15 protein-coding genes and 2 pseudogenes are annotated in these 17,094 nt (G+C 68.4%); 11 read left to right on the plus strand and 6 right to left on the minus strand.

What is annotated here, in order from left to right; all coding sequences use genetic code 11:
• Positions 1–858: 858 nt before the first annotated feature.
• The gene (locus tag ACWC97_RS32685; protein WP_450653310.1) at positions 859–1,077 is read left to right on the plus strand and encodes a hypothetical protein; all 219 of its coding nucleotides are present in this window, start codon (positions 859–861) and stop codon (positions 1,075–1,077) included.
• 102 nt (positions 1,078–1,179) lie between these two features.
• Positions 1,180–4,317, plus strand: a complete 3,138-nt coding sequence (locus ACWC97_RS32690; protein ID WP_450653312.1) for a Tn3 family transposase — start codon at positions 1,180–1,182, stop codon at positions 4,315–4,317.
• A gap of 143 nt (positions 4,318–4,460) precedes the next feature.
• Here ACWC97_RS32690 and ACWC97_RS32695 read toward each other — a convergent pair whose 3' ends face one another.
• Together ACWC97_RS32695 and ACWC97_RS32700 are read right to left on the minus strand one after the other, a co-directional pair.
• Positions 4,461–4,985, minus strand: a complete 525-nt coding sequence (locus tag ACWC97_RS32695; RefSeq protein WP_450653314.1) for a hypothetical protein — start codon at positions 4,983–4,985, stop codon at positions 4,461–4,463.
• Positions 4,986–5,074: 89 nt separating this feature from the next.
• The gene (locus ACWC97_RS32700; RefSeq protein ID WP_450653316.1) at positions 5,075–6,241 is read right to left on the minus strand and encodes a hypothetical protein; all 1,167 of its coding nucleotides are present in this window, start codon (positions 6,239–6,241) and stop codon (positions 5,075–5,077) included.
• A gap of 420 nt (positions 6,242–6,661) precedes the next feature.
• Here ACWC97_RS32700 and ACWC97_RS32705 point away from each other — a divergent pair, with 420 nt between their 5' ends.
• The 3 genes and pseudogenes from ACWC97_RS32705 (at position 6,662) to ACWC97_RS32715 (ending at position 8,939) form a co-directional block, all read left to right on the plus strand.
• A complete protein-coding gene (locus tag ACWC97_RS32705) occupies positions 6,662–7,585 on the plus strand; it encodes a recombinase family protein (protein WP_450653317.1) in 924 nt (307 codons plus the stop codon).
• A 139-nt stretch (positions 7,586–7,724) separates the two neighbouring features.
• A pseudogene (locus ACWC97_RS32710) lies at positions 7,725–8,351 on the plus strand (site-specific integrase); the annotation flags it as partial.
• Between the two features lie 102 nt (positions 8,352–8,453).
• On the plus strand, positions 8,454–8,939 hold the full coding sequence (locus tag ACWC97_RS32715) for a hypothetical protein (protein WP_450653319.1): 486 nt from the start codon (positions 8,454–8,456) through the stop codon (positions 8,937–8,939).
• A 93-nt stretch (positions 8,940–9,032) separates the two neighbouring features.
• Here ACWC97_RS32715 and ACWC97_RS32720 read toward each other — a convergent pair.
• Positions 9,033–9,338, minus strand: a pseudogene (locus ACWC97_RS32720) (Tn3 family transposase); the annotation flags it as partial.
• Between the two features lie 376 nt (positions 9,339–9,714).
• On the opposite strand from ACWC97_RS32720, the gene ACWC97_RS32725 reads away from it, so the two are divergent.
• From ACWC97_RS32725 to ACWC97_RS32735, 3 genes are all read left to right on the plus strand, one after another.
• Complete coding sequence (locus tag ACWC97_RS32725) at positions 9,715–9,861, plus strand: hypothetical protein (RefSeq protein WP_450653321.1); 147 nt, start codon at positions 9,715–9,717, stop codon at positions 9,859–9,861.
• 296 nt (positions 9,862–10,157) lie between these two features.
• Positions 10,158–10,826: a class I SAM-dependent methyltransferase gene (locus ACWC97_RS32730; RefSeq protein WP_450653323.1), complete on the plus strand. Its 669-nt coding sequence runs from the start codon at positions 10,158–10,160 to the stop codon at positions 10,824–10,826.
• A gap of 129 nt (positions 10,827–10,955) precedes the next feature.
• Positions 10,956–11,207 carry a hypothetical protein gene (locus tag ACWC97_RS32735; protein WP_450653325.1) on the plus strand — a complete coding sequence of 84 codons (252 nt, stop codon included), beginning with the start codon at positions 10,956–10,958 and terminating at the stop codon, positions 11,205–11,207.
• A 335-nt stretch (positions 11,208–11,542) separates the two neighbouring features.
• On the opposite strand, the gene ACWC97_RS32740 is transcribed toward ACWC97_RS32735, so the two are convergent.
• The gene (locus ACWC97_RS32740; RefSeq protein ID WP_450653327.1) at positions 11,543–12,799 is read right to left on the minus strand and encodes a hypothetical protein; all 1,257 of its coding nucleotides are present in this window, start codon (positions 12,797–12,799) and stop codon (positions 11,543–11,545) included.
• Entirely contained in the window at positions 12,796–13,575 is a 780-nt protein-coding gene (locus ACWC97_RS32745) for a hypothetical protein (RefSeq protein WP_450653329.1), read from the minus strand. Before ACWC97_RS32745 ends, ACWC97_RS32740 begins: the two co-directional genes overlap by 4 nt.
• A gap of 333 nt (positions 13,576–13,908) precedes the next feature.
• On the opposite strand from ACWC97_RS32745, the gene ACWC97_RS32750 reads away from it, so the two are divergent.
• From ACWC97_RS32750 to ACWC97_RS32760, 3 genes are all read left to right on the plus strand, one after another.
• A complete protein-coding gene (locus ACWC97_RS32750) occupies positions 13,909–14,730 on the plus strand; it encodes a ParA family protein (RefSeq protein WP_450653331.1) in 822 nt (273 codons plus the stop codon).
• Positions 14,727–15,086 (plus strand): hypothetical protein, encoded by a 360-nt coding sequence (locus ACWC97_RS32755; protein ID WP_450653333.1) that lies wholly within the window; start codon positions 14,727–14,729, stop codon positions 15,084–15,086. Before ACWC97_RS32750 ends, ACWC97_RS32755 begins: the two co-directional genes overlap by 4 nt.
• 632 nt (positions 15,087–15,718) lie before the next feature.
• Entirely contained in the window at positions 15,719–16,105 is a 387-nt protein-coding gene (locus ACWC97_RS32760) for a peptidoglycan-binding domain-containing protein (RefSeq protein WP_450653335.1), read from the plus strand.
• Positions 16,106–16,536: 431 nt separating this feature from the next.
• Here the strand turns inward: ACWC97_RS32760 and ACWC97_RS32765 are convergent, their stop codons facing one another.
• Positions 16,537–16,974, minus strand: coding sequence for a bifunctional DNA primase/polymerase (locus ACWC97_RS32765; protein ID WP_450653337.1), 438 nt, complete (start codon positions 16,972–16,974; stop codon positions 16,537–16,539).
• Between the last annotated feature and the right edge of the window lie 120 nt (positions 16,975–17,094).

A 17,094-nucleotide genomic window follows, 5' to 3' on the forward strand; every position in this document is an offset into this window, starting at 1 on the left:
TAGAGCGGACGGGCTTCGCCCGGCGACCGGAAGGGCAGGGTGGAGTGTCCGTAGATCACCGCCTGACGGCTGTTCGTGGGCTCGGGGTGGAACAGGGCCGCCGTCGGGCGATCGGCGTTCTCCGGGCCGTACAGGGGTGTTCCCGGGGCTGCCCCGACGGGTGGCCCGGTGTAGATGTGGGCGCGATGAGGTCGGTGGCGCACCCGGTGGTCAACCGCGCACGCAGCCCGGCTCGGCGCTGTTCGGCGCTCTCGCGGCCGCTGCTTCGGTGCGCTTGGTGCCGGCTTCCGGGGCACGACCCGCCGGAAACCGGCACCTCCCGAAGCGTCAGCGGATCGCTGACACGCAATTTCCGCTAACTGTTCAGCTCCGCGAATGAGTTGCCGGGAGGAGATCCATACAGGTTGCCTTACAGCTTGTCGAAATAGGTAGCTCTTAGCTAACTGAGCAGACAACATTCCCGCTAGCGAAAATGATCGCCTCATCGGGGGTCTTCAGGGTCGGGTTTCTCGGTTTCCCCTCGCACGTACGGGATCCCGCGTGACGATGACCTCCGGGTTTACCGCGAGAAAGGGAGGACGCGCGTGAGCATGATGCGTCGAGGAGGACGCCCGCCCCGGAGCTGCCGGTTGCTCTCGACATGCCGGGCAAGGTCGGGCAGGAGGGTGGTCAGCGCGATCGGCGCTCTCCGGTGGAGCTGCGCTCCACGGCCTCACTGACCCGCAGGGTCCTCCCCTGGAATTCCCGCTGGTCCGCCCGACCGAGCGCGAGAGCATCCGCGAAGCCACCCTCGAAGGACTCGACGCCGCCGCCCGCAAGGGAAAGCACGGCGGCCGGCCCCCCGTCATCACCGACGACATGCTGCACACCGTGCTCCGCCGCCGGGCGGCAGGCGAGTCCGTCGAGCAGATCCGCCCCGACCTGATCATCCCCACCGGCAAGCGCAAGGGCCACAACCCCGGCCTGGCCAGCATCTACCGGGCGCTCGCCGAGCACGAGAAGCGCCAGGCGTACCCCGAAGCCGTCGAGCAGGCCCGCGCCGACTTCGGCCTCGGGGAACATCGGTACAGCTGTTAACGCTAAGCCGGTGATCATGGCGCCTACCACAGGCGGCAGGCCCGGCGGCGCGGTTCGGTGGAAGATCCCTGAGCGGCTGCGGGCGCCGATAGCTTCGCGTCCATGCCAGTGGAGTTCCTGACCGATGAGCAGGCGGCGTCGTACGGCAAGTTCAATGAGGAGCCGACCCGGCCAGAGCTGGAGCGGTTCTTCTTCCTGGACGACGAGGACCGCAAGCTGATCGCGAAGCGACGCGGGGACCACAACCGGCTCGGGTTCGCCGTCCAGATGTGCACGGTGCGCTACATCGGCCGGTTCCTCCCGGACGACCCGCTGGATGTGCCGTGGGCCGTGGTCGAGCACCTGGCCGCGCAGATCGGCATCGAGGACGTCTCCTGCGTGAAGGCGTACACGGAGCGCAAGCCGACGGCGTACGAGCACGCCTGGGAGATCCGGGACGGCTACGAGTACCACGAGTACGACGACCCGGAATGGTCCCGGCGGTTCCGGACCTTCCTACACGGGCGGGCGTGGACGCACGCCGAGGGTCCGAAGGCGCTGTTCGACCACGCGGTGGGCTGGCTGCGCCGCAACCGGGTGCTGCTGCCGGGCGTCTCGGTGCTGGCCCGGCAGGTGTCGGAGGTGCGGAAGGTCGCGGAGAAGCGGCTGCACGCCACGGTCGCGGGAGCGGCCCGCCGCGCGGACCCGGCACTGCCCGGGGATCTGGTGGCGACGCTGAAGACGCCGGAGGGCTCGCGGTTCTCGGAGCTGGAGCGGCTGCGCCGGCCGCCGACGCGGACGACGGGCACGGCGTTCGCCCGTGCGCTGGAGCGGGTGGACGAGATCGGTGCCTACCGGCTCGGCAGGTTGAGGCTGTCGCAGATCCCGCCGAACCGAATGGCCGCTTTGGCCCGGTACGCGCTGGGGTCGAAGGCGCCGCTGCTGGAGCGGGCGGCGGAGCCGAAGCGCACGGCGATGCTCACCGCGGTGATGCGGCACCTGGAGGCGAAGGCGATCGACGAGGCCCTGGACCTGTTCCAGGTCCTCATGTCCACCCGGCTGCTGAACACGGCGAAGCGCAAGACGGAGAAGGAGCGGCTGTCGACGCTGCCGCAGCTGGAAAAGGCGTCTCGGGTGCTCGCGCGGGCGGCGAAGGTGCTGTTCGAGGAGTTGGAGCTGGTCGAGGAGCATGAGGCGGACCTGGACGTGGCCGCGCTGTGGGCGGCGGTGGAGGAGGTCGCGCCACGCGCCGCCGTGATGAGCGCGGCGGCCACCGTGGTGACCCTGGTGCCCGAGGACGAGAACTCGGCCGAGGTCGCCATGCGGGCCGCGCTCGCGAACCGGTACGCCACGGTGCGACCGTTCCTCGCGTTGCTGGGTGAGTCGAAGGCGCTGGACGCGGCAAGCGCCGGGAAGCGGGTCCTGGCCGGGGTGCGGGGCCTGCCAGCGCTGGCCCGGCGGAAGGTGGGTGTCAAGCCGCTGCTGCCGCGCGAGGTGGACGACAAGCTCGTGCCGCCGGCGTGGCGCAAGGCGGTGTACGCCAACCCGGATCTGCCGCAGGGTGCGGTGGACCGGGACGCGTACGTGGTGTGCGTGCTGGAGCAGCTGCACCGGGCCCTGAACAACCGCGATGTCTTCGCCTCGCCCTCGCACCGCTGGTCCAACCCGCGGGCCCGCCTGCTGGACGGGCCCGACTGGGACGCGGTGGAGGAGGACGTCCTGGCGGCCCTGAGCCTGGACATGCCCGTCACCGAGCACCTGGCGGAGCTGGTACGGGGCCTGGACGCCGGATGGAAGCAGCTCGCCGAACGTTTGGAGGAGGCGGGGCCGGCGGCGAAGGTGTCCATCGAGGTACAGGACGACGGGCGGGTGAAGCTGAACGTCGACAAGCTCGGCGCGCTCGGCGAGCCGAAGTCCCTGACCTGGCTGCGCCAGCGGGTCGAGAAGATGCTCCCGAAGATCGACCTGCCGGACCTGCTGTTCGAGGTGAATGCCTGGACCGGCTTCCTCGACGCCTTCGTCCACCTCGGCAACGGCACGACCCGGATGAAGGACCTGCCCACCTCGGCGGTCGCGCTGCTGGTGTCCGAGGCGTGCAACATCGGCCTGGCCCCGGTGGTCAACCCCGGCTACGAGGCCCTGACCCGGGCCCGGCTCGTGCACGTCGACCAGTACTACCTGCGCGCCGACACGATCGCCGCGGCAAACGCGCGGCTGATCGCCGCCCAGGCCGGCATCCCGATCGTGCGCTACTGGGGCGAGGGGCTGCTGGCTTCGGTGGACGGGCTGCGCTTTCAGGTGCCGGTGCGCACCATCAACGCCGCCCCGTCGCCGAAGTACTTCGGGTTCAAGCGGGGCATCACCTGGCTCAACGCCGTCAACGATCAGGTCGCGGGCATCGGGCAGATGGTCGTGCCCGGCACGCCGCGCGACTCCCTGCACATCCTGGACGCGCTGCTGAACCTGGACGGCGGGGTGAAGCCGGAGATGGTGGCGACCGACAACGCCTCGTACTCCGACATGGTTTTCGGCCTGTTCAGGATCCTCGGCTACAACTTCTCACCCAGGTTCCGTGACCTGGACGACCAGCGGTTCTGGCGGGCCACCATGCCCGGCGTCGAGACCGGAGCATACGGCGCGGTGGAAGACCTGGCCCGCAACCGCGTGAAGCTGAACAAGGTGATCACGCACTGGCCGGACATGCTGAAGGTCGCCGGTTCCCTGGTCACCAACCAGGTCCGCGCCTACGACCTGCTGCGCATGTTCGGCCGCGACGGCCGCCCGACCCCGCTCGGGGCGGCGTTCGCGGAGTACGGGCGGATCGCCAAGACCGAGCACCTGCTGCGGGTGGTCGACCCGGTGGACGACACCTACCGCCGGCAGATGAACCGGCAGCTCACCGTGCAGGAGTCCCGCCACAAGCTGGCGAGGGACGTGTGCCACGGCAAGCGCGGCACCATCCACCAGGCGTACCGCGACGGGATGGAGGACCAGCTCGGCGCGCTCGGCCTGGTCCTCAACGCCATCGTGCTCTGGACCACGAAGTACATCGACGCCGCCATCGCCCAGCTCCGCGCCGAGGGCAACGAGATCCGAGACGAGGACATCGCCCGCCTGTCCCCGCTCAAGCACCGCAACCTCAACCTGCTCGGCCGCTACAGCTTCACCGCCACCGTCCCGGCCGCCGGCGCCCTGCGCCCGCTGCGAGACCCGGACACGCCGGAACTGGACGAGGACGACGACGGGAACGGACAGGAGTAATCGAGGCTGGCACCACATCACCGGGCATTCCCGGCCAGGGGGCAACTTCAGCACGTCGATCAGCTCCGGGCAGAACACCACCGGTGCTGTCACCGGGCCAAATACCGCTTCGCCCGCCGCCACCATTCCGCGATCAAGTTCCGCTATTTTCCGGATGAACCGTTGGTCCCGACGTCCCGACCCTTGACGAAAAGTTGACCGTCGTCAGCACTCTGGCCAAACCATTTAAGGCGATAGTTCGCAGGACCATTATGCTCGCCCACGGCGATCACATGGGCCTCCGATGCATCGTCATCGCAGACGAAGAACAGCGAGACGGAATCGTTACCATTCTTGCTGGTTGACCCTGCGCTGGCATGCCAGGCCGAGTGGGTACTGTAATGCTTATCGTCAGGACCAACGAACACTTGGCCGCTCGAATTTACGCGATCCGTCTTGCCTTTTTTATTATCAGGCACACCGACCGCATTCTGCATAGCTGTCACCACATGCCGCAGATTCGCGTCCCGACTTTCCCGATCACCGCCGAGAAGATTGCCGATCTCCTCAACTGCATCACCGAATTCCCTTTTGTCTGGATTTTGATCCTTCTCGCCTTGCGTCATTTTTTTCAGGGTGAATTTCTTGAGCCTTAGCTTCCTCATTCTCCGGGCCTTGTCATACGGCATTACGTGCAACCTTTCGGTTAATTATCATTCATCATGGTCTCCACGTGGGCGGCCACTTTCTGTTGGCCGCCGATCTACGGGCTTCTCCCCTACTTTGGCGACGAAACGGCCAGGTCAGCCCTCCTTTCCTCGGCCTCATCATCACTCATCTTCGGATAGCAGGTGCTCATGTAGCGACCATAAGCTTTGAAGTCGATTCCCTGGTTCCCGGACGCGTGCGTGTGGTCTGCGTCGTTGCGCACGACCTCGATACGGTGGGTCTCGGCATAGAGGCCCGTGGTGTGGTAGGCGGGCGCCGTGCAGTCGACCACCTTGGTGGTCTGCTGCATCGCGGTCACCGAATGCATACTCTCGTAGCCGAGTTCCAGACTCAAGGAAACAGAGGTCTTGGCGCTGGCACCCATGAACTCCGCCCCGCCCTCATACCCGACAGTCAGCCCCACGCTCGCCCGGAACGTCTCGGCGGCAGTCTTTTCCACGCCCCACATCACTGATTCCGAGATCGAGCCGTCCCGGCCGTTGTCCTTGAGGTTGAGCGATCCCACGAGCGTGTAGTAGCGCTTACAGCGCACGGTGTAGGTGGGGGAGTTCTTGAGAATCCAATCCCACGATTTTTCATGATCAGTCACGGCCGTGCAGGGGACCACTACCTCTCGATAGATTTCCTCCTGGGTCGTGCCCGGAACCGCGTTGTAGTCCGAGATGATTGGTTCCTTGGGACTGGAACCGGTGACGACCTTCATGGGCAGGTCGAGCACGTATGTACTGCCGGGATCATTTCCCCCGTATGTCGTCCACGCGCATTCGCCCGGGGCAACAAGTACTCCCGTCCCCTCGGGAATGATGGCCGGGCTCCTCGCCATCCTGAAAGGCCCGGTCATCAAGGAAGAGCCCAAGGCGACGTAGCGACGGCCGTTGATCACTTCCTTGACGCAGCGGATGTACTTTCGGTCGATTGTATGACCCCACGTAACGCCAGCGAAGGCGTCGGTCAGCATTCGGTAGCCTGACGGCGCGTCGCCGCGCCAAATCTTCAGATTGCCTGACTCTCCAAGCAGACGCCAGTTCGTGGGCTCTGCGAGTGCTCCCGATCCCGGAGTGGTCTCCTTCACCCACGCCATAATCCCTCCACCAGTGTCTGCGGCGAGGGAGAAGTACCCTGAGGGCGGGGCGCTCTCATAAACGCTGAATACCAGCGTCAACTCCCCGAATACCTGCGGCTCCGAGTAGACCATGAATTCCCCTTCGTCGGGCATCTTTTCGTACGTATGCAAGGCGTCAATCAGGCGACTCCCTGCACCTCGCTATTGTTGGATTGCTCTACGGGTGGAAATCTACCAATAGATGTCCTGCGGTTTGTGGAGGCGTCTGGCATTAGGCGCAAGGAATCGATTCTGCAAACCGTTTCCGCAGATTTCCTTTCCCGAACCAGCTGGGGGAGCGGCTGTGGGCAATGGATCTCCATCCCAGGGCAAAGGGGCGCCGATGTGATCCGCAGTCACTCTTGGGGCTGCCTGTCGTCAAACGATCGAATGACGACAGGCGCGGCGCGCGTCCAATGAACCCAGTGATTCCGGGGCCTGACGACGACTCCGATCCAATGAGATCCGATGGTGATTGCTGACGGGGTTTGACGACAGGTAGGGTCCGATCCTCCGTACGGAAGGGGCCCTTCGGTGGCGAACCTGGTCTACAAGCGGGTCTCGACGGACCAGCAGTCGACCGCCCGGCAGGACCTCGTCCTGGCCGAGGCCGGGATCGAGGACCCGGTCGTCTTCGAGGAGGAGCCGGGTACCTCCAGCCGTCTCCACCCGCTCCAGCGCCCGAAGTTCGGCGAGCTGCTGACGTACGCGCGGCCGGGCGACACCGTGCACATCTCCGAGATGTTCCGCCTGGTGCGCGGCAACCAGCACATCCTCGACGTGCTCGACGTCCTGCACCGCGACCGCCTCGCGTTGCGCATCCACGACGGCGCGTTCTCCGCCATGGACCTCACCGCCCGCCACCCGCGCACCGGCGAGCTGCTGTCCACCGTGAAGTTCATGGTGCAGACCCTCGCCGCCGCCGGCGAACTCCAACGCGACCTCCAACGCGAGCTGACCTACGACGGACTGCGCGCCGCCGAGGCCAAGGGCAGCAAGGGCGGACGCCGACCCGCCGTCGCGGCCGCGCAGACCGCCGACGTACGCACCGCGTACCTGGAGGGCCGCTCCATCGCCGCCCTCGCGCGCGACCACGGCGTCAGCCGCGGCGCGATCCGCACAGCCGTCGCCGATCTCCTGCCCGAGCACACGGCTAGCGACCCGAGCGTCCCGGCCCCGGAGCTGCCGGTCACGCTCGACATGCCGGGCAAGGTCGCCGACTACCTCCGCACCACCGAGCTGGAGCCCGCCGAGCGGGTCGCGCTCGACCAAGGGGTGGCCGTACGGCGCGGCCAGGGCTACACCCTGCGCGTCAGCGCCGTCCTCGCCGTACACCGCCAGCTCCTCGCCCGCTGCCACCCGCTTGACGGCGGCCACGGCGCCCCCGCAGTACCAGCTCAGCGCAAAGCCCGCCGAGAGTACGCGAACCGTATCGCCGCTCTCGGGGCCCCGGCCTGATCAAGATCACCGGCGTAGCGTTAACCGCTGTACCGATGTTCCCCGAGGCCGGACTTCGCCACGCTCCAGAACAGCTGACCCCGGCCAGCCTCAAGGCTTCAAGATCGTCTCGCTGCCCCTTTTGGGCTCACCTTGGCTGGACCCGAAGATGGCCGTCGACCGGCTGATCGCCCGGCGCGAGGTCCACCTCCGGGAGAAGACCCTGTGGCGGATGCTCTACGAGACCTCGGGCCGGGCGGAGGAGATCCTCGGCGTGAACATCGAGGACCTGGACTTCGCCGGGCGCCGCTGCTCGGTCAAGGCGAAGGGAGCCCGGAGCAAGGCCCGCCGCCGGGGGCAGGTCCGCGAGGACTACGTGCTGGAGACGGTGTATTGGGACGCCGGTACCGCCCGGCTCCTGCCCCGGCTTCTGAAGGGACGCACTCGCGGGCCGGTCTTCGTCACCCATCGGAAGCCCGGCCCCGGCAAGGTCGTCAGCCAGCGCGACGTCTGCCCTGACACCGGGTTCGCCCGGCTGTCGTACGGGCAGGCCCGCGCCCTGCTGGACGAGCACACCGCCGTACACGGGCCAGGGACCGGGTGGGATCTGCACGAGTACCGCCACTCCTCCCTGACTCACCTCGGCGAGCAGGGCGCCTCACTGCTGATGCTGATGGCGAAGTCGAGGCACAAGAAGCCGGAGAACGTCCGTCGATACTTCAAGCCGTCCCCAGAGGCGATCGCCGGGCTCACCAGCCTGCTCGCCCCGGGCGACAGCCGCCGCTGAGCTGGGGTTGCTTCCAGGTATCCCGCGAGCCTGAAATCCCTGGACCGCAGTATGTGTGTCGAGTCTTGACAATCAAGGGATTTGGAAGCTGCACTTCGGCGCATGAAGAGGACTAGCTTAGCTGCGCTGATACTTACTCCGGTCCTACTCACCGGCTGTACCGGGGGCGGCATGGACCGTGATGATCCGAAGAGGGATGGGACGCTGTCCCCTGGAGCCGAACCTGCTGGCGACGGTGGCCCCTGCGCTGAAGGAGATGCGCGCGGTGACCTCAAGGGCGTCTTGATCTCAGCCCCCGAAGGCGAGGAGACCATGATGGTTGTGATCAAGATCGAGAACAGCTCCAGCGCCACCTGCGATTATGAGTTCGATCTGGAGTACACAGACTCTCAAGGCAACGCACGCACCCTCACTCAAGACATGGGTAGCGGCGGCCACGACTGGAACGGGGTTGCTCCGGGCGAGCTCCGCAGGGTGGAGATCCGGGACGTGCCGACCAAGGACAGGATGGAGGACTGGAAAGGCCCGTCCGGAGGAGTTTCCCCTGACCACCTACTCACCTTCGAGCGCAGGGCGCACATCGGCTAGGTTGCCCAAGCGAATCTCACGGCCGATGCCTAGCCTGGGCCTTCAGCCCGCCTCAGCCCTCCAACCGTCCGACTTTTCGGTCCACTGCCGGATTCACCCGTCCTCTGAAGCCTTCTTGTCCCGCAGGGGGTGCAGGCCCCCTGGCAGGTCGGGGAGCTGGAAGGAGTACCGGCCGAGCATGTTCACGTGGTGGCGGACGAACGGGGAGAGGCGCGCGACGTCCTCGTCGCGGACGTCGAAGCCGTCGGTGCGGAGCTGGGCGACGGCGGCGTCCATGTAGCGGGTGTTGAAGAGGACCAGGGCGTTGAGGACGAGGCCGAGGGCGCCGATCTGGTCCTCCATGCCGTCCTGGTAGCGCTGGTAGAGCTGTCCGGCCCGGCCGTGGAAGATCTCGCGCGCCTTAGCCACGACGAGACCGAACCGAACGCCAGTGACCACACCGGCCGCAATCGGATCGCGGCAGCAGGTGCCCCCCCGCCCGCCCATCTCCGGTTCCGCAGGGCCGCGTACGCGCCCGTCATCCGTGACGGCGGCGGTACGGCGGCCGACCCCGTGGGCGCCCGGCAGACGGCGAACCGACGCCCCGCGACCCCACCCTCCTGCCCGACCACACCGCCAGCGAGGAGGACGCGCCCGCCCCGGAGCTGCCGGTCGCGCTCGACATGCCGGGCAAGGTCGCCGACTACCTCCGCAGCACCGAGCTGGAGCCCGCCGAGCGGACCGCGCTCGACCAGGGGGTGGCCGCGTACGGCGCGGTCAGGGCTACACCTTGCGCGTGACCGCCGTCCCCGCGGTGCACCACCAACTCCTCGCCCGCTGCCAGCCGCTCGACGGCGGCCAGGGCGTCCCGACTGTTCCGGCCCAGCGCAAGGCCCGCCGCGAGTACGAGAACCGCGTCAGCGCCCTCACGTCCCGACCATGATCGTTCTCACCGATAACCGCTGTACCGATGTTCCCCGAGGCCGGTCACCGTACGGCGCGGCCAGGGCTACACCCTGCGCGTCAGCGCCGTCCCCGCGGTGCACCAACAGCTACTCGCACGCTGCCAACCGCTCGCCGGCGCCCAGGGCGTCCCGGTGATACCGGCACAGCGAAAGGCCCGCCGTGAGTACGAGACCCGCGTGAACGCCCTGACGAGGTCAGCCGGGCCGTGAAGAACGGCTTGGCGTCAACCGCTTCACCAGCCCCAAGTCTCCCGTGCGGTCCTATGGTTGGCTGATGCGTGCACACCCTATTGACCGCCCGGCCGATCTCGACGTCGTACGTGATTCCTACGACCGGGTGGCCGACAACTATGCCCACATGGTCGTGACGACTGGAGTCGGCGACATCCGCAGGGATCCGTGGCTCAAGGCGTCGATCGACGCCTTCGCTGACACCGTGCGCGGGCTCGGGCCTGTCCTCGATGTCGGCTGCGGGCCCGGAACAGTGACCGCCTACCTCGCCGAACGCGGACTCGACGTGTCCGGGGTGGATCTCTCTCCTCGCATGATCGAGAACGCACGCCGCCTTCATCCGGAGTGCCGCTTCGCTGTCGCTTCCGCCACCGAGCTCGACCTCGGTGAAGCGACCCTGGGCGGCGTGCTCGGGTGGTGGTCGCTGTTCAACCTCCCCCGCGACGTCCTTCCCCAGGTCCTCGCCCTGTTCGCGCGCGCGTTGAAGCCAGGCGGACACTTCATCACCGGAACACACGTCGGCGACGAGGACGCGGTGCGCACCGAGGCATACGGAGGCGTACCCATCCGCTGGACGACCCACAAGTGGCGGCCGGAACAACTCGTCAATCTGATCGAGCAGGCCGGCCTGAACCCGGTCGCCGAATTGCGGCTCCCCCCGACGGGGTACAGCGGGCCCGGTCTGGTCGTCATGGCCAAACGCCCGGGCTGACGATCAGGCGTCGAAGTGGCGCAGGGTCTTCGGCCTGGATCCATAACCTGACGCCTACCGCTATTTTCCGTTCGGATACTCCCCGAGGGCCAGGACGGCCCGGCCCCGGAGCTACCGGTCACCCTCGACATGCCGGGCAAGATCGCCGACTACCTCCGCACCACCGAGCTGGAGCCCGCCGAGCGCGCCGCGCTCGACCAGGGAGTAACCGTACGGCGCGGCCAGGGCTACACCCTGCGCGTCAGCGCCGTCCCCGCCGTGCACCGCCAGCTCCTCGCCCGCTGCCAGCCGCTCGACGGCGGCCAGGGCCTCCCCGCAGTCCCGGCCCAGCGCAAGGCCCGCCGAGAGTACGAAAACCGGGTCAGCGCACTCACGCCCTGACCATGATCGTTCTCAGCGCCAACCGCTGTACCGATGTTCCCCGAGGCCGTCAACCGCGCGCGCACGCAAGCCCGGCTCGGCGCTGTTCGGCGCTCTCGCGGCCGCTGGGGGCTTCGGTGCGCTTGGTGCCGGTTCCGGGGCGCGACCCGCCGGAAACCGGCACCTCCCGAAGCGTCAGCGGATCGCTGACATGCAATTTCCGCTAGCTGTTCGGCTCTGCGAATGGGTTGCCGAAAGAAGATCCATACAAGTTGCCTTACAGCTTGGCGAAATAGGTAGCTTCTAGTTAACTGAGAAGAGAGCATTTCCGCTAGCGGGAATACTCGCGTACGGGCTCACACGGCGGCCGCCTTCGAGGGTCGGCCCCAGCCCTGGGACCGGTCGATCGCGGCGAGCAGCACCGGCTCCCAGCCGGCGGCCGCGAGCGAGGCGGTGTCGGGCAAGCCCGCGTCGGCGAGGGTGGACAGCTGCACCGCGTGCTCGATGCCCTCCGCCCACGCGTCGCGCACCGCCTGACGTACGGCGACGCGGGCCTGCAGCTCGGCGGTGGAGTTCTCCTCGCCCGCCCGGCGCAGCCCGGCGAGGTCGCGGCCGCGGGCGGCGACGTCGTCCAGGAGGACGGCGGCCTTCTCGGCGTCCGGCGCTTTCGGCGCCCGTACGGCGGTCGGCGTCACGCCCCGGCGCAGCTGCTCCATGCGTGTGGGCAGCGGCTCCCAGGACGGCTGGCCGGCCATCTCGATGTTCGTGTCGACGACGGCGCGGGTCCAGGCGCGGGCCAGGCCCCGGGGCATCAGCGGCGTCCCGGCCGGGACAGCCCGGCCGCCCTGGTGGTTGCCGTGCAGGGAGACCCACAGCGCGGTCGCGGTGCCGCCGATGCGTTCCAGCAGCCGCAGCCGCTCCGGCAGCCACCTCTTGAGGGCCGCCCTCGACAGGCCGGACAGGGCGAGCAGCTCGGTGAACGCCTCCGCCTCGCTCCAGCCCTGCGGCCGGCGCACCACCCGCAGCTCCTCCAGCGTCGGGGAGAGGTCCTCGATCGTGCGGGCGCACATCTCGCCCGCACGGACGCCGGTGTCGGAGACGACCGCGCCGACCGCGAGCATCCGCAGCTGGCTGGTGGTCGCGCCGGGGGAGTCGGCGAGCCCGGTGAGCTGGGAGCGCAGCAGGGAGCGGGGGCGCTTGGCGACGGGCGCCTTGCGCGGCGGGTCCGGCTGCGGCGGGAGCTCGGCGAAGCCCTCGGCGCCGCACGCCGTCACCAGCAGCTTGAGGACCTCCAGGCGGATCTGCTCGGAGTGGTCGGAGCCCTTGGCCGGGTCGGCGGCCGTACGCACGCGCAGCTGCCCGGCGCGGGCCAGGCGCAGGTAGACGCGGACCGGGTCGGCGGCGAAGACCTGGCGGACTCCGGCGTCGTCGGCGAGCGGGTGCTCGGCGTGGGCCAGGGCGCGGGTGTACTCGTTCGCCACCCACTTCACCTGGCGGGCCCGGGCGGCGGACACCGAGGGCCAGGACGTCACCGCGGCGGCCGCCGCGGCGAACAGCTCGGCGCCGGTCAGCCTGCTGTCGACGACGTCGGCGGCCGTCTCCCCGGGGCTCACGACGCCGCCGTGCCGCGTACGGAGGTGACCCGGCTGCGGGCGGCGGTGTGCTCGCTGGTCAGCTTCTGCAGGTCGGCCAGGGCCTGTGCGGCGCCGGCGGCCCGGGTGCCGGTCGGCTTCGCCGCCTCCCCGTCGTACGGGGCGAGGTGGAAGCGCACACTGCCCAGAAGACTGACGAGCCGCGCCGGGCTTCCGTCGGTGGCCAGCAGCTCCCCGATGCCGTGCACGGTGCCCCGGATGTCGATCCGGTTCAGGTTCTGCAGGTCCCACGCTCCGGAGGTGTCGTAGAACCGTTCGGCGACGTCCCGGATCCGGTCGGCGTTCTCCTCGCACCACGCCGCCCCGGCCCGGTCGCGCGCCTTGTCCAGGCGCTGCGCGGCGACGTCGCGGCCGCGGTAGCTCTGCACGCCGCGTTCCAGACGCAGGGCGCGGGTCTCGGCGGACTGCCGGGTGCCCAGCCCCATCGCGTCGGCCACCTTCTGCCAGGACGCGTTACGGGAGCGCGCGGCCCGGATGAGCTTGAGCTCCATCGTGTCCAGGTGCTGGCGGGCCTCGTCGATCTGCGAGAGGGCGGCGAGGACGTCTTCCGCCGGCACCTCGGGCGGCTCCTGGCCGCGCGGCGCGTAGCCGCCGAGGGCGACCACCACGGCGGTGATCGCCTTCTCCGCCGACAGGGAGCCGCCGTAGCGGGCGTCGTCCTCGCTGCCGTAGCGCTCCGTCAGGAGCTTCTCGGCGGCCCGCTTGGTCTCGTAGTGCTTCGCGTGGTCCTTCACCATGCGCGTCAGCATTCCACTGACACTCCCGGGACGTCAGCATTCCGCTGACAGTGCTAGCGGATGTGCGAATCGAACCAGACAGCGTTACAGCGACTTGATCCGCTCGCCATACCGCTAGCGAAAATGCTTAGTGGTGCAGCTGAGCTTTACGGATACCCGCTTGTCAAGCCTGTCGGCGACAGAGGGGGAGAGCCGTCATGATGACCGGTAACGCTCGCTGGCACGCGGGCGCTCCGGTGCGAGCCGGATGCCGGGAACGGCCGCCGCCGTACCCGATGCCGAGCCCTATGAGCTGGCCTGATGAGTCGGGCGAGCGGACTGGAGGAACTACAGATGACGGCTCGCCGCGTCGCCATGCTCAACAACAAGGGAGGTGTCGGGAAATCCGGCACCACCATCCGCCTCGCCGAGGGTCTCGCGAAGGCGGGCAAGCGGGTGATCGTCGTGGACATGGACCCCCAGGGCAACAGCTCGGGGATGCTCGGCTGGCAGTACGACCCGAAGGTGAAGCAGCCCACGATCAGCCAGGCCATCAAGGCCAACACGGACCCCAACGAAGCACCCGGCTGTGCCCGCGAGGTCTTCCAGCCGATCGGCTGGAAGTGCAGTTACGCCGAGCGGATCCAGGTCGCGCCGTCGCGGCTCCCGCTGGAGAACCGGATGTCGGAGGCCGGGATCGGCGGCGCCTGGCGGCGCCTCGACCAGGCCCTGGAGGGTGCCGACGACGGTGTCGACTACCTGCTGATCGACTGCCCTCCCAGCCTGCTCCACCTCACCCAGCTCGCTCTCGCGGCCGCGCACGACGCGATCATCGTGACCGACGCGGACGTCTACGCCATCGAGGGCGCGATGCGAGCACGCGACCTCATCGAGAAGAAGGCGGCCAAGAACCTCGGCAATCCGGGCCTGCAGATCCGCGGCGTGATCCTCAACAAGTACAAGGACACCGTCCGCCAACGCGAGCAGCGCGACTCGATCCACAGCATCTTCGGCCCGGCCGTCTGGGATCCGACGGTGAAGTTCATCGAGTCCCTGGCGACCGCCAACAACAACGCCGTCTCCCTGGAGGAGTTCAAGGGCGACCGGGCATCCGAGATCCGCGCCACCTACGAACTGCTCACCCAGACCTTCCTGAAGGAGATCCCGCTCCCGTGACCCGCACCCGTACCGCTGAGAACCCGCAGCTGCCGGACGACGACGAGGACATCAACGTCGGCGACGACACGAAGACGCCGAGGAAGCGCGGCTCCGTCACGCCGAACAGCCGCAAGCAGCTCGGCCGCCCGGAGCGCCGGCGCGGCCGCAAGCCCGGACCGACCCGCGTGATGATGAACGTGCGCGTCCTACTGGAGACCGACGACCTGGTCACCGAGATCGGCGAGGAGACCGGCATGGGCCCGCAGGACATCACCGACGCCGCGATCGCCCATTACGCCGCCCACCTGCGGCGGACCGGGAAGCTCCCCAAGGCCCCCAAGCGGGACCAGGAGGAGCAGACCGAAGCGCCCTGACCTCCCTCTCGCGAACGGCCCCGTGGAACTGCCACGGGGCCGTTCACTGTTTTCTGGCGTCGACGGGCCCTCCAGGAGTACCTGCCACCCGGCCAGGACGTCGACGGAGTTGACGGCCTGACCGCCTGATCGCGGCTCGCCGGGGCCCGCACCACCGCGCCGGCCCTGGCACCCCGCTGAATCGGGGTCCCCGTATCATCGGCCGCGAAAACAACGGATATCGCTGACCTGCGACGTCGTCTGGCCGACCGGTCAGCTTTCCTGCGAGGCTGGTTCCGCAACGGTGCCTTCGCGGTACGACCCGGACGCCCCTGCACTCCGGGTGGCATCGTCCCAGGTCAGCGATATCCGTTGTTTTTGCGGCCAGTACGGGACCCCATACGGGCTGTCGGCCTACGCGATTGCCACGCAATCAGGACGCCACATGCTGGCTCACCCTCCCTGCTCGCAGCTGCAGCGAGCAGCTGCCACCAGCGGCACTTACTCACTCCCTGGCCATCCGACCTACGCGGCACAAGAGGCGCCCACCGGGCATCCTTCCGCGACATCCCGCCACATCCCTCCGCCCGCCTGACGCCCGCACTTGCCCGGTCCACAGTGGATGACGTCCACCCCAATCAGATGGAGACCCCATGAAGTGGAGAAAGGCAGCCGTGACGCTCGGCCTCGTTGGCGCGCTCTCGGTATCAACGGCCGGCATCTCTGCGGCAGCCCCGGCCGCCCCTTCCACCATCGAGGCTGCAGCGGCGGCAACATGCTGGCGTGCACAGTTCTTCGGGTACTACTGCGGCTACGACATGAGCAACGCCTATACAGACCGGGGCGACTCAGGCGCGAAGGTCAAGGAACTTCAGGCGCTGCTGATCTTCTGGGGCTTCTCGGTCGGTTCCGCCGGAATAGACGGCCAGTTCGGGGCTGGCACGGAAGCCGCCGTGAAGCGGTTCCAGAGCGCTGATGGGATCACCGCCGACGGCATTGTCGGACCAACCACCTGGTCCTACCTTCGCGTCTTCCCCTAACTCCCCAGAGCACCGACCCCCGACCTGCCAAAGAGGGGACACCGGCATCCAGGGCGGAGGCGAGGCCCCCTCCCGGATGCTCAGGAGAGCAGAGTAGAGAGCCGAGAAGGTACCCGAAACGCTCACATTTCCGCTAGCGGAATTGATTGCAAATTAGCGATCGATATAGAGAACTACATCGGTAGCCATATCGAAGAGCATGAACGCTAGATGGATTACTCATCAATTGGGCTACTTTTCAGGGGAGTGCAAAACGTGTCAGCTTTTCGCTGACGCATCCGTGAGGCCCTGCCACCCGGGCCTCGGCAGACTGGCAAGCGCAGGCTGACACGCTGGCGGGCTGGCACGTCAGCACGCAGGCACACCGTCCTGAGCAGCACGAGAGCCCCGCACCTTGTCCGGTGCGGGGCTCTCGTGCTGTCGGCTGTGCCTCACATGTGGGCCTGGAGGCGCCGGCCGATCCAGTCGGGCAGCGGCGCCACGGGCAGGTCGTGGACGATCGAGTACGGCCGTCTGCCGACGACGGAGCCGGGGCCGGCGAGGTATCCGCCGCTGCGGCGGCCGGGGCCGCGGACGTCGATCCCGGGCCCGAGTGCCGTGCGCCCGCCCGAGATGCTGCCGATGGTGCAGCCCATCGGCGCCCTGAAGTAGAGGTGTCGGCCGCCGGACGGGGTGGCCACGGTGAAGGTGTCGGGCACCTCCTCCCCAAGCCGGTCGGCCAGGGCGGCGAGGACGCCGGGCCCGTCGTCGTCGCCGTGGACGTCGAGGTCGAGGGCGACCGTGTTGGAGGCCCGGCAGCCGATGCCGACGCCCCGTCCGGCAGCAGCTCGGGCAGCCGCTCGGGCAGCAGGGTGGCCTGGCGCTGCCACCCGGGGTCGGGGACCCGGCCGCCGATCGGGAGCGGGAAGACCGCCAGGCCCCGGCCGACCGCCGTGCGGGCGGCGGCCAGGACCTGCGGGCACTCGGCGGCCCAGTGCCAGTACTGCACC

This window comes from Streptomyces sp. NPDC001108, assembly GCF_053598535.1.

Excerpts from the sequence above, each read along its gene's own strand:
- ACWC97_RS32750 (WP_450653331.1), top strand. The coding sequence starts at position 13,909 with ATGACGGCTCGCCGCGTCGCCATGCTCAACAACAAGGGAGGTGTCGGG.
- ACWC97_RS32695 (WP_450653314.1), bottom strand. The coding sequence starts at position 4,985 with ATGCCGTATGACAAGGCCCGGAGAATGAGGAAGCTAAGGCTCAAGAAA.
- ACWC97_RS32700 (WP_450653316.1), bottom strand. The coding sequence starts at position 6,241 with ATGCCCGACGAAGGGGAATTCATGGTCTACTCGGAGCCGCAGGTATTC.
- ACWC97_RS32715 (WP_450653319.1), top strand. The coding sequence starts at position 8,454 with ATGAAGAGGACTAGCTTAGCTGCGCTGATACTTACTCCGGTCCTACTC.
- ACWC97_RS32730 (WP_450653323.1), top strand. The coding sequence starts at position 10,158 with ATGCGTGCACACCCTATTGACCGCCCGGCCGATCTCGACGTCGTACGT.
- ACWC97_RS32690 (WP_450653312.1), top strand. The coding sequence starts at position 1,180 with ATGCCAGTGGAGTTCCTGACCGATGAGCAGGCGGCGTCGTACGGCAAG.
- ACWC97_RS32735 (WP_450653325.1), top strand. The coding sequence starts at position 10,956 with ATGCCGGGCAAGATCGCCGACTACCTCCGCACCACCGAGCTGGAGCCC.
- ACWC97_RS32760 (WP_450653335.1), top strand. The coding sequence starts at position 15,719 with ATGAAGTGGAGAAAGGCAGCCGTGACGCTCGGCCTCGTTGGCGCGCTC.
- ACWC97_RS32685 (WP_450653310.1), top strand. The coding sequence starts at position 859 with ATGCTGCACACCGTGCTCCGCCGCCGGGCGGCAGGCGAGTCCGTCGAG.
- ACWC97_RS32745 (WP_450653329.1), bottom strand. The coding sequence starts at position 13,575 with ATGGTGAAGGACCACGCGAAGCACTACGAGACCAAGCGGGCCGCCGAG.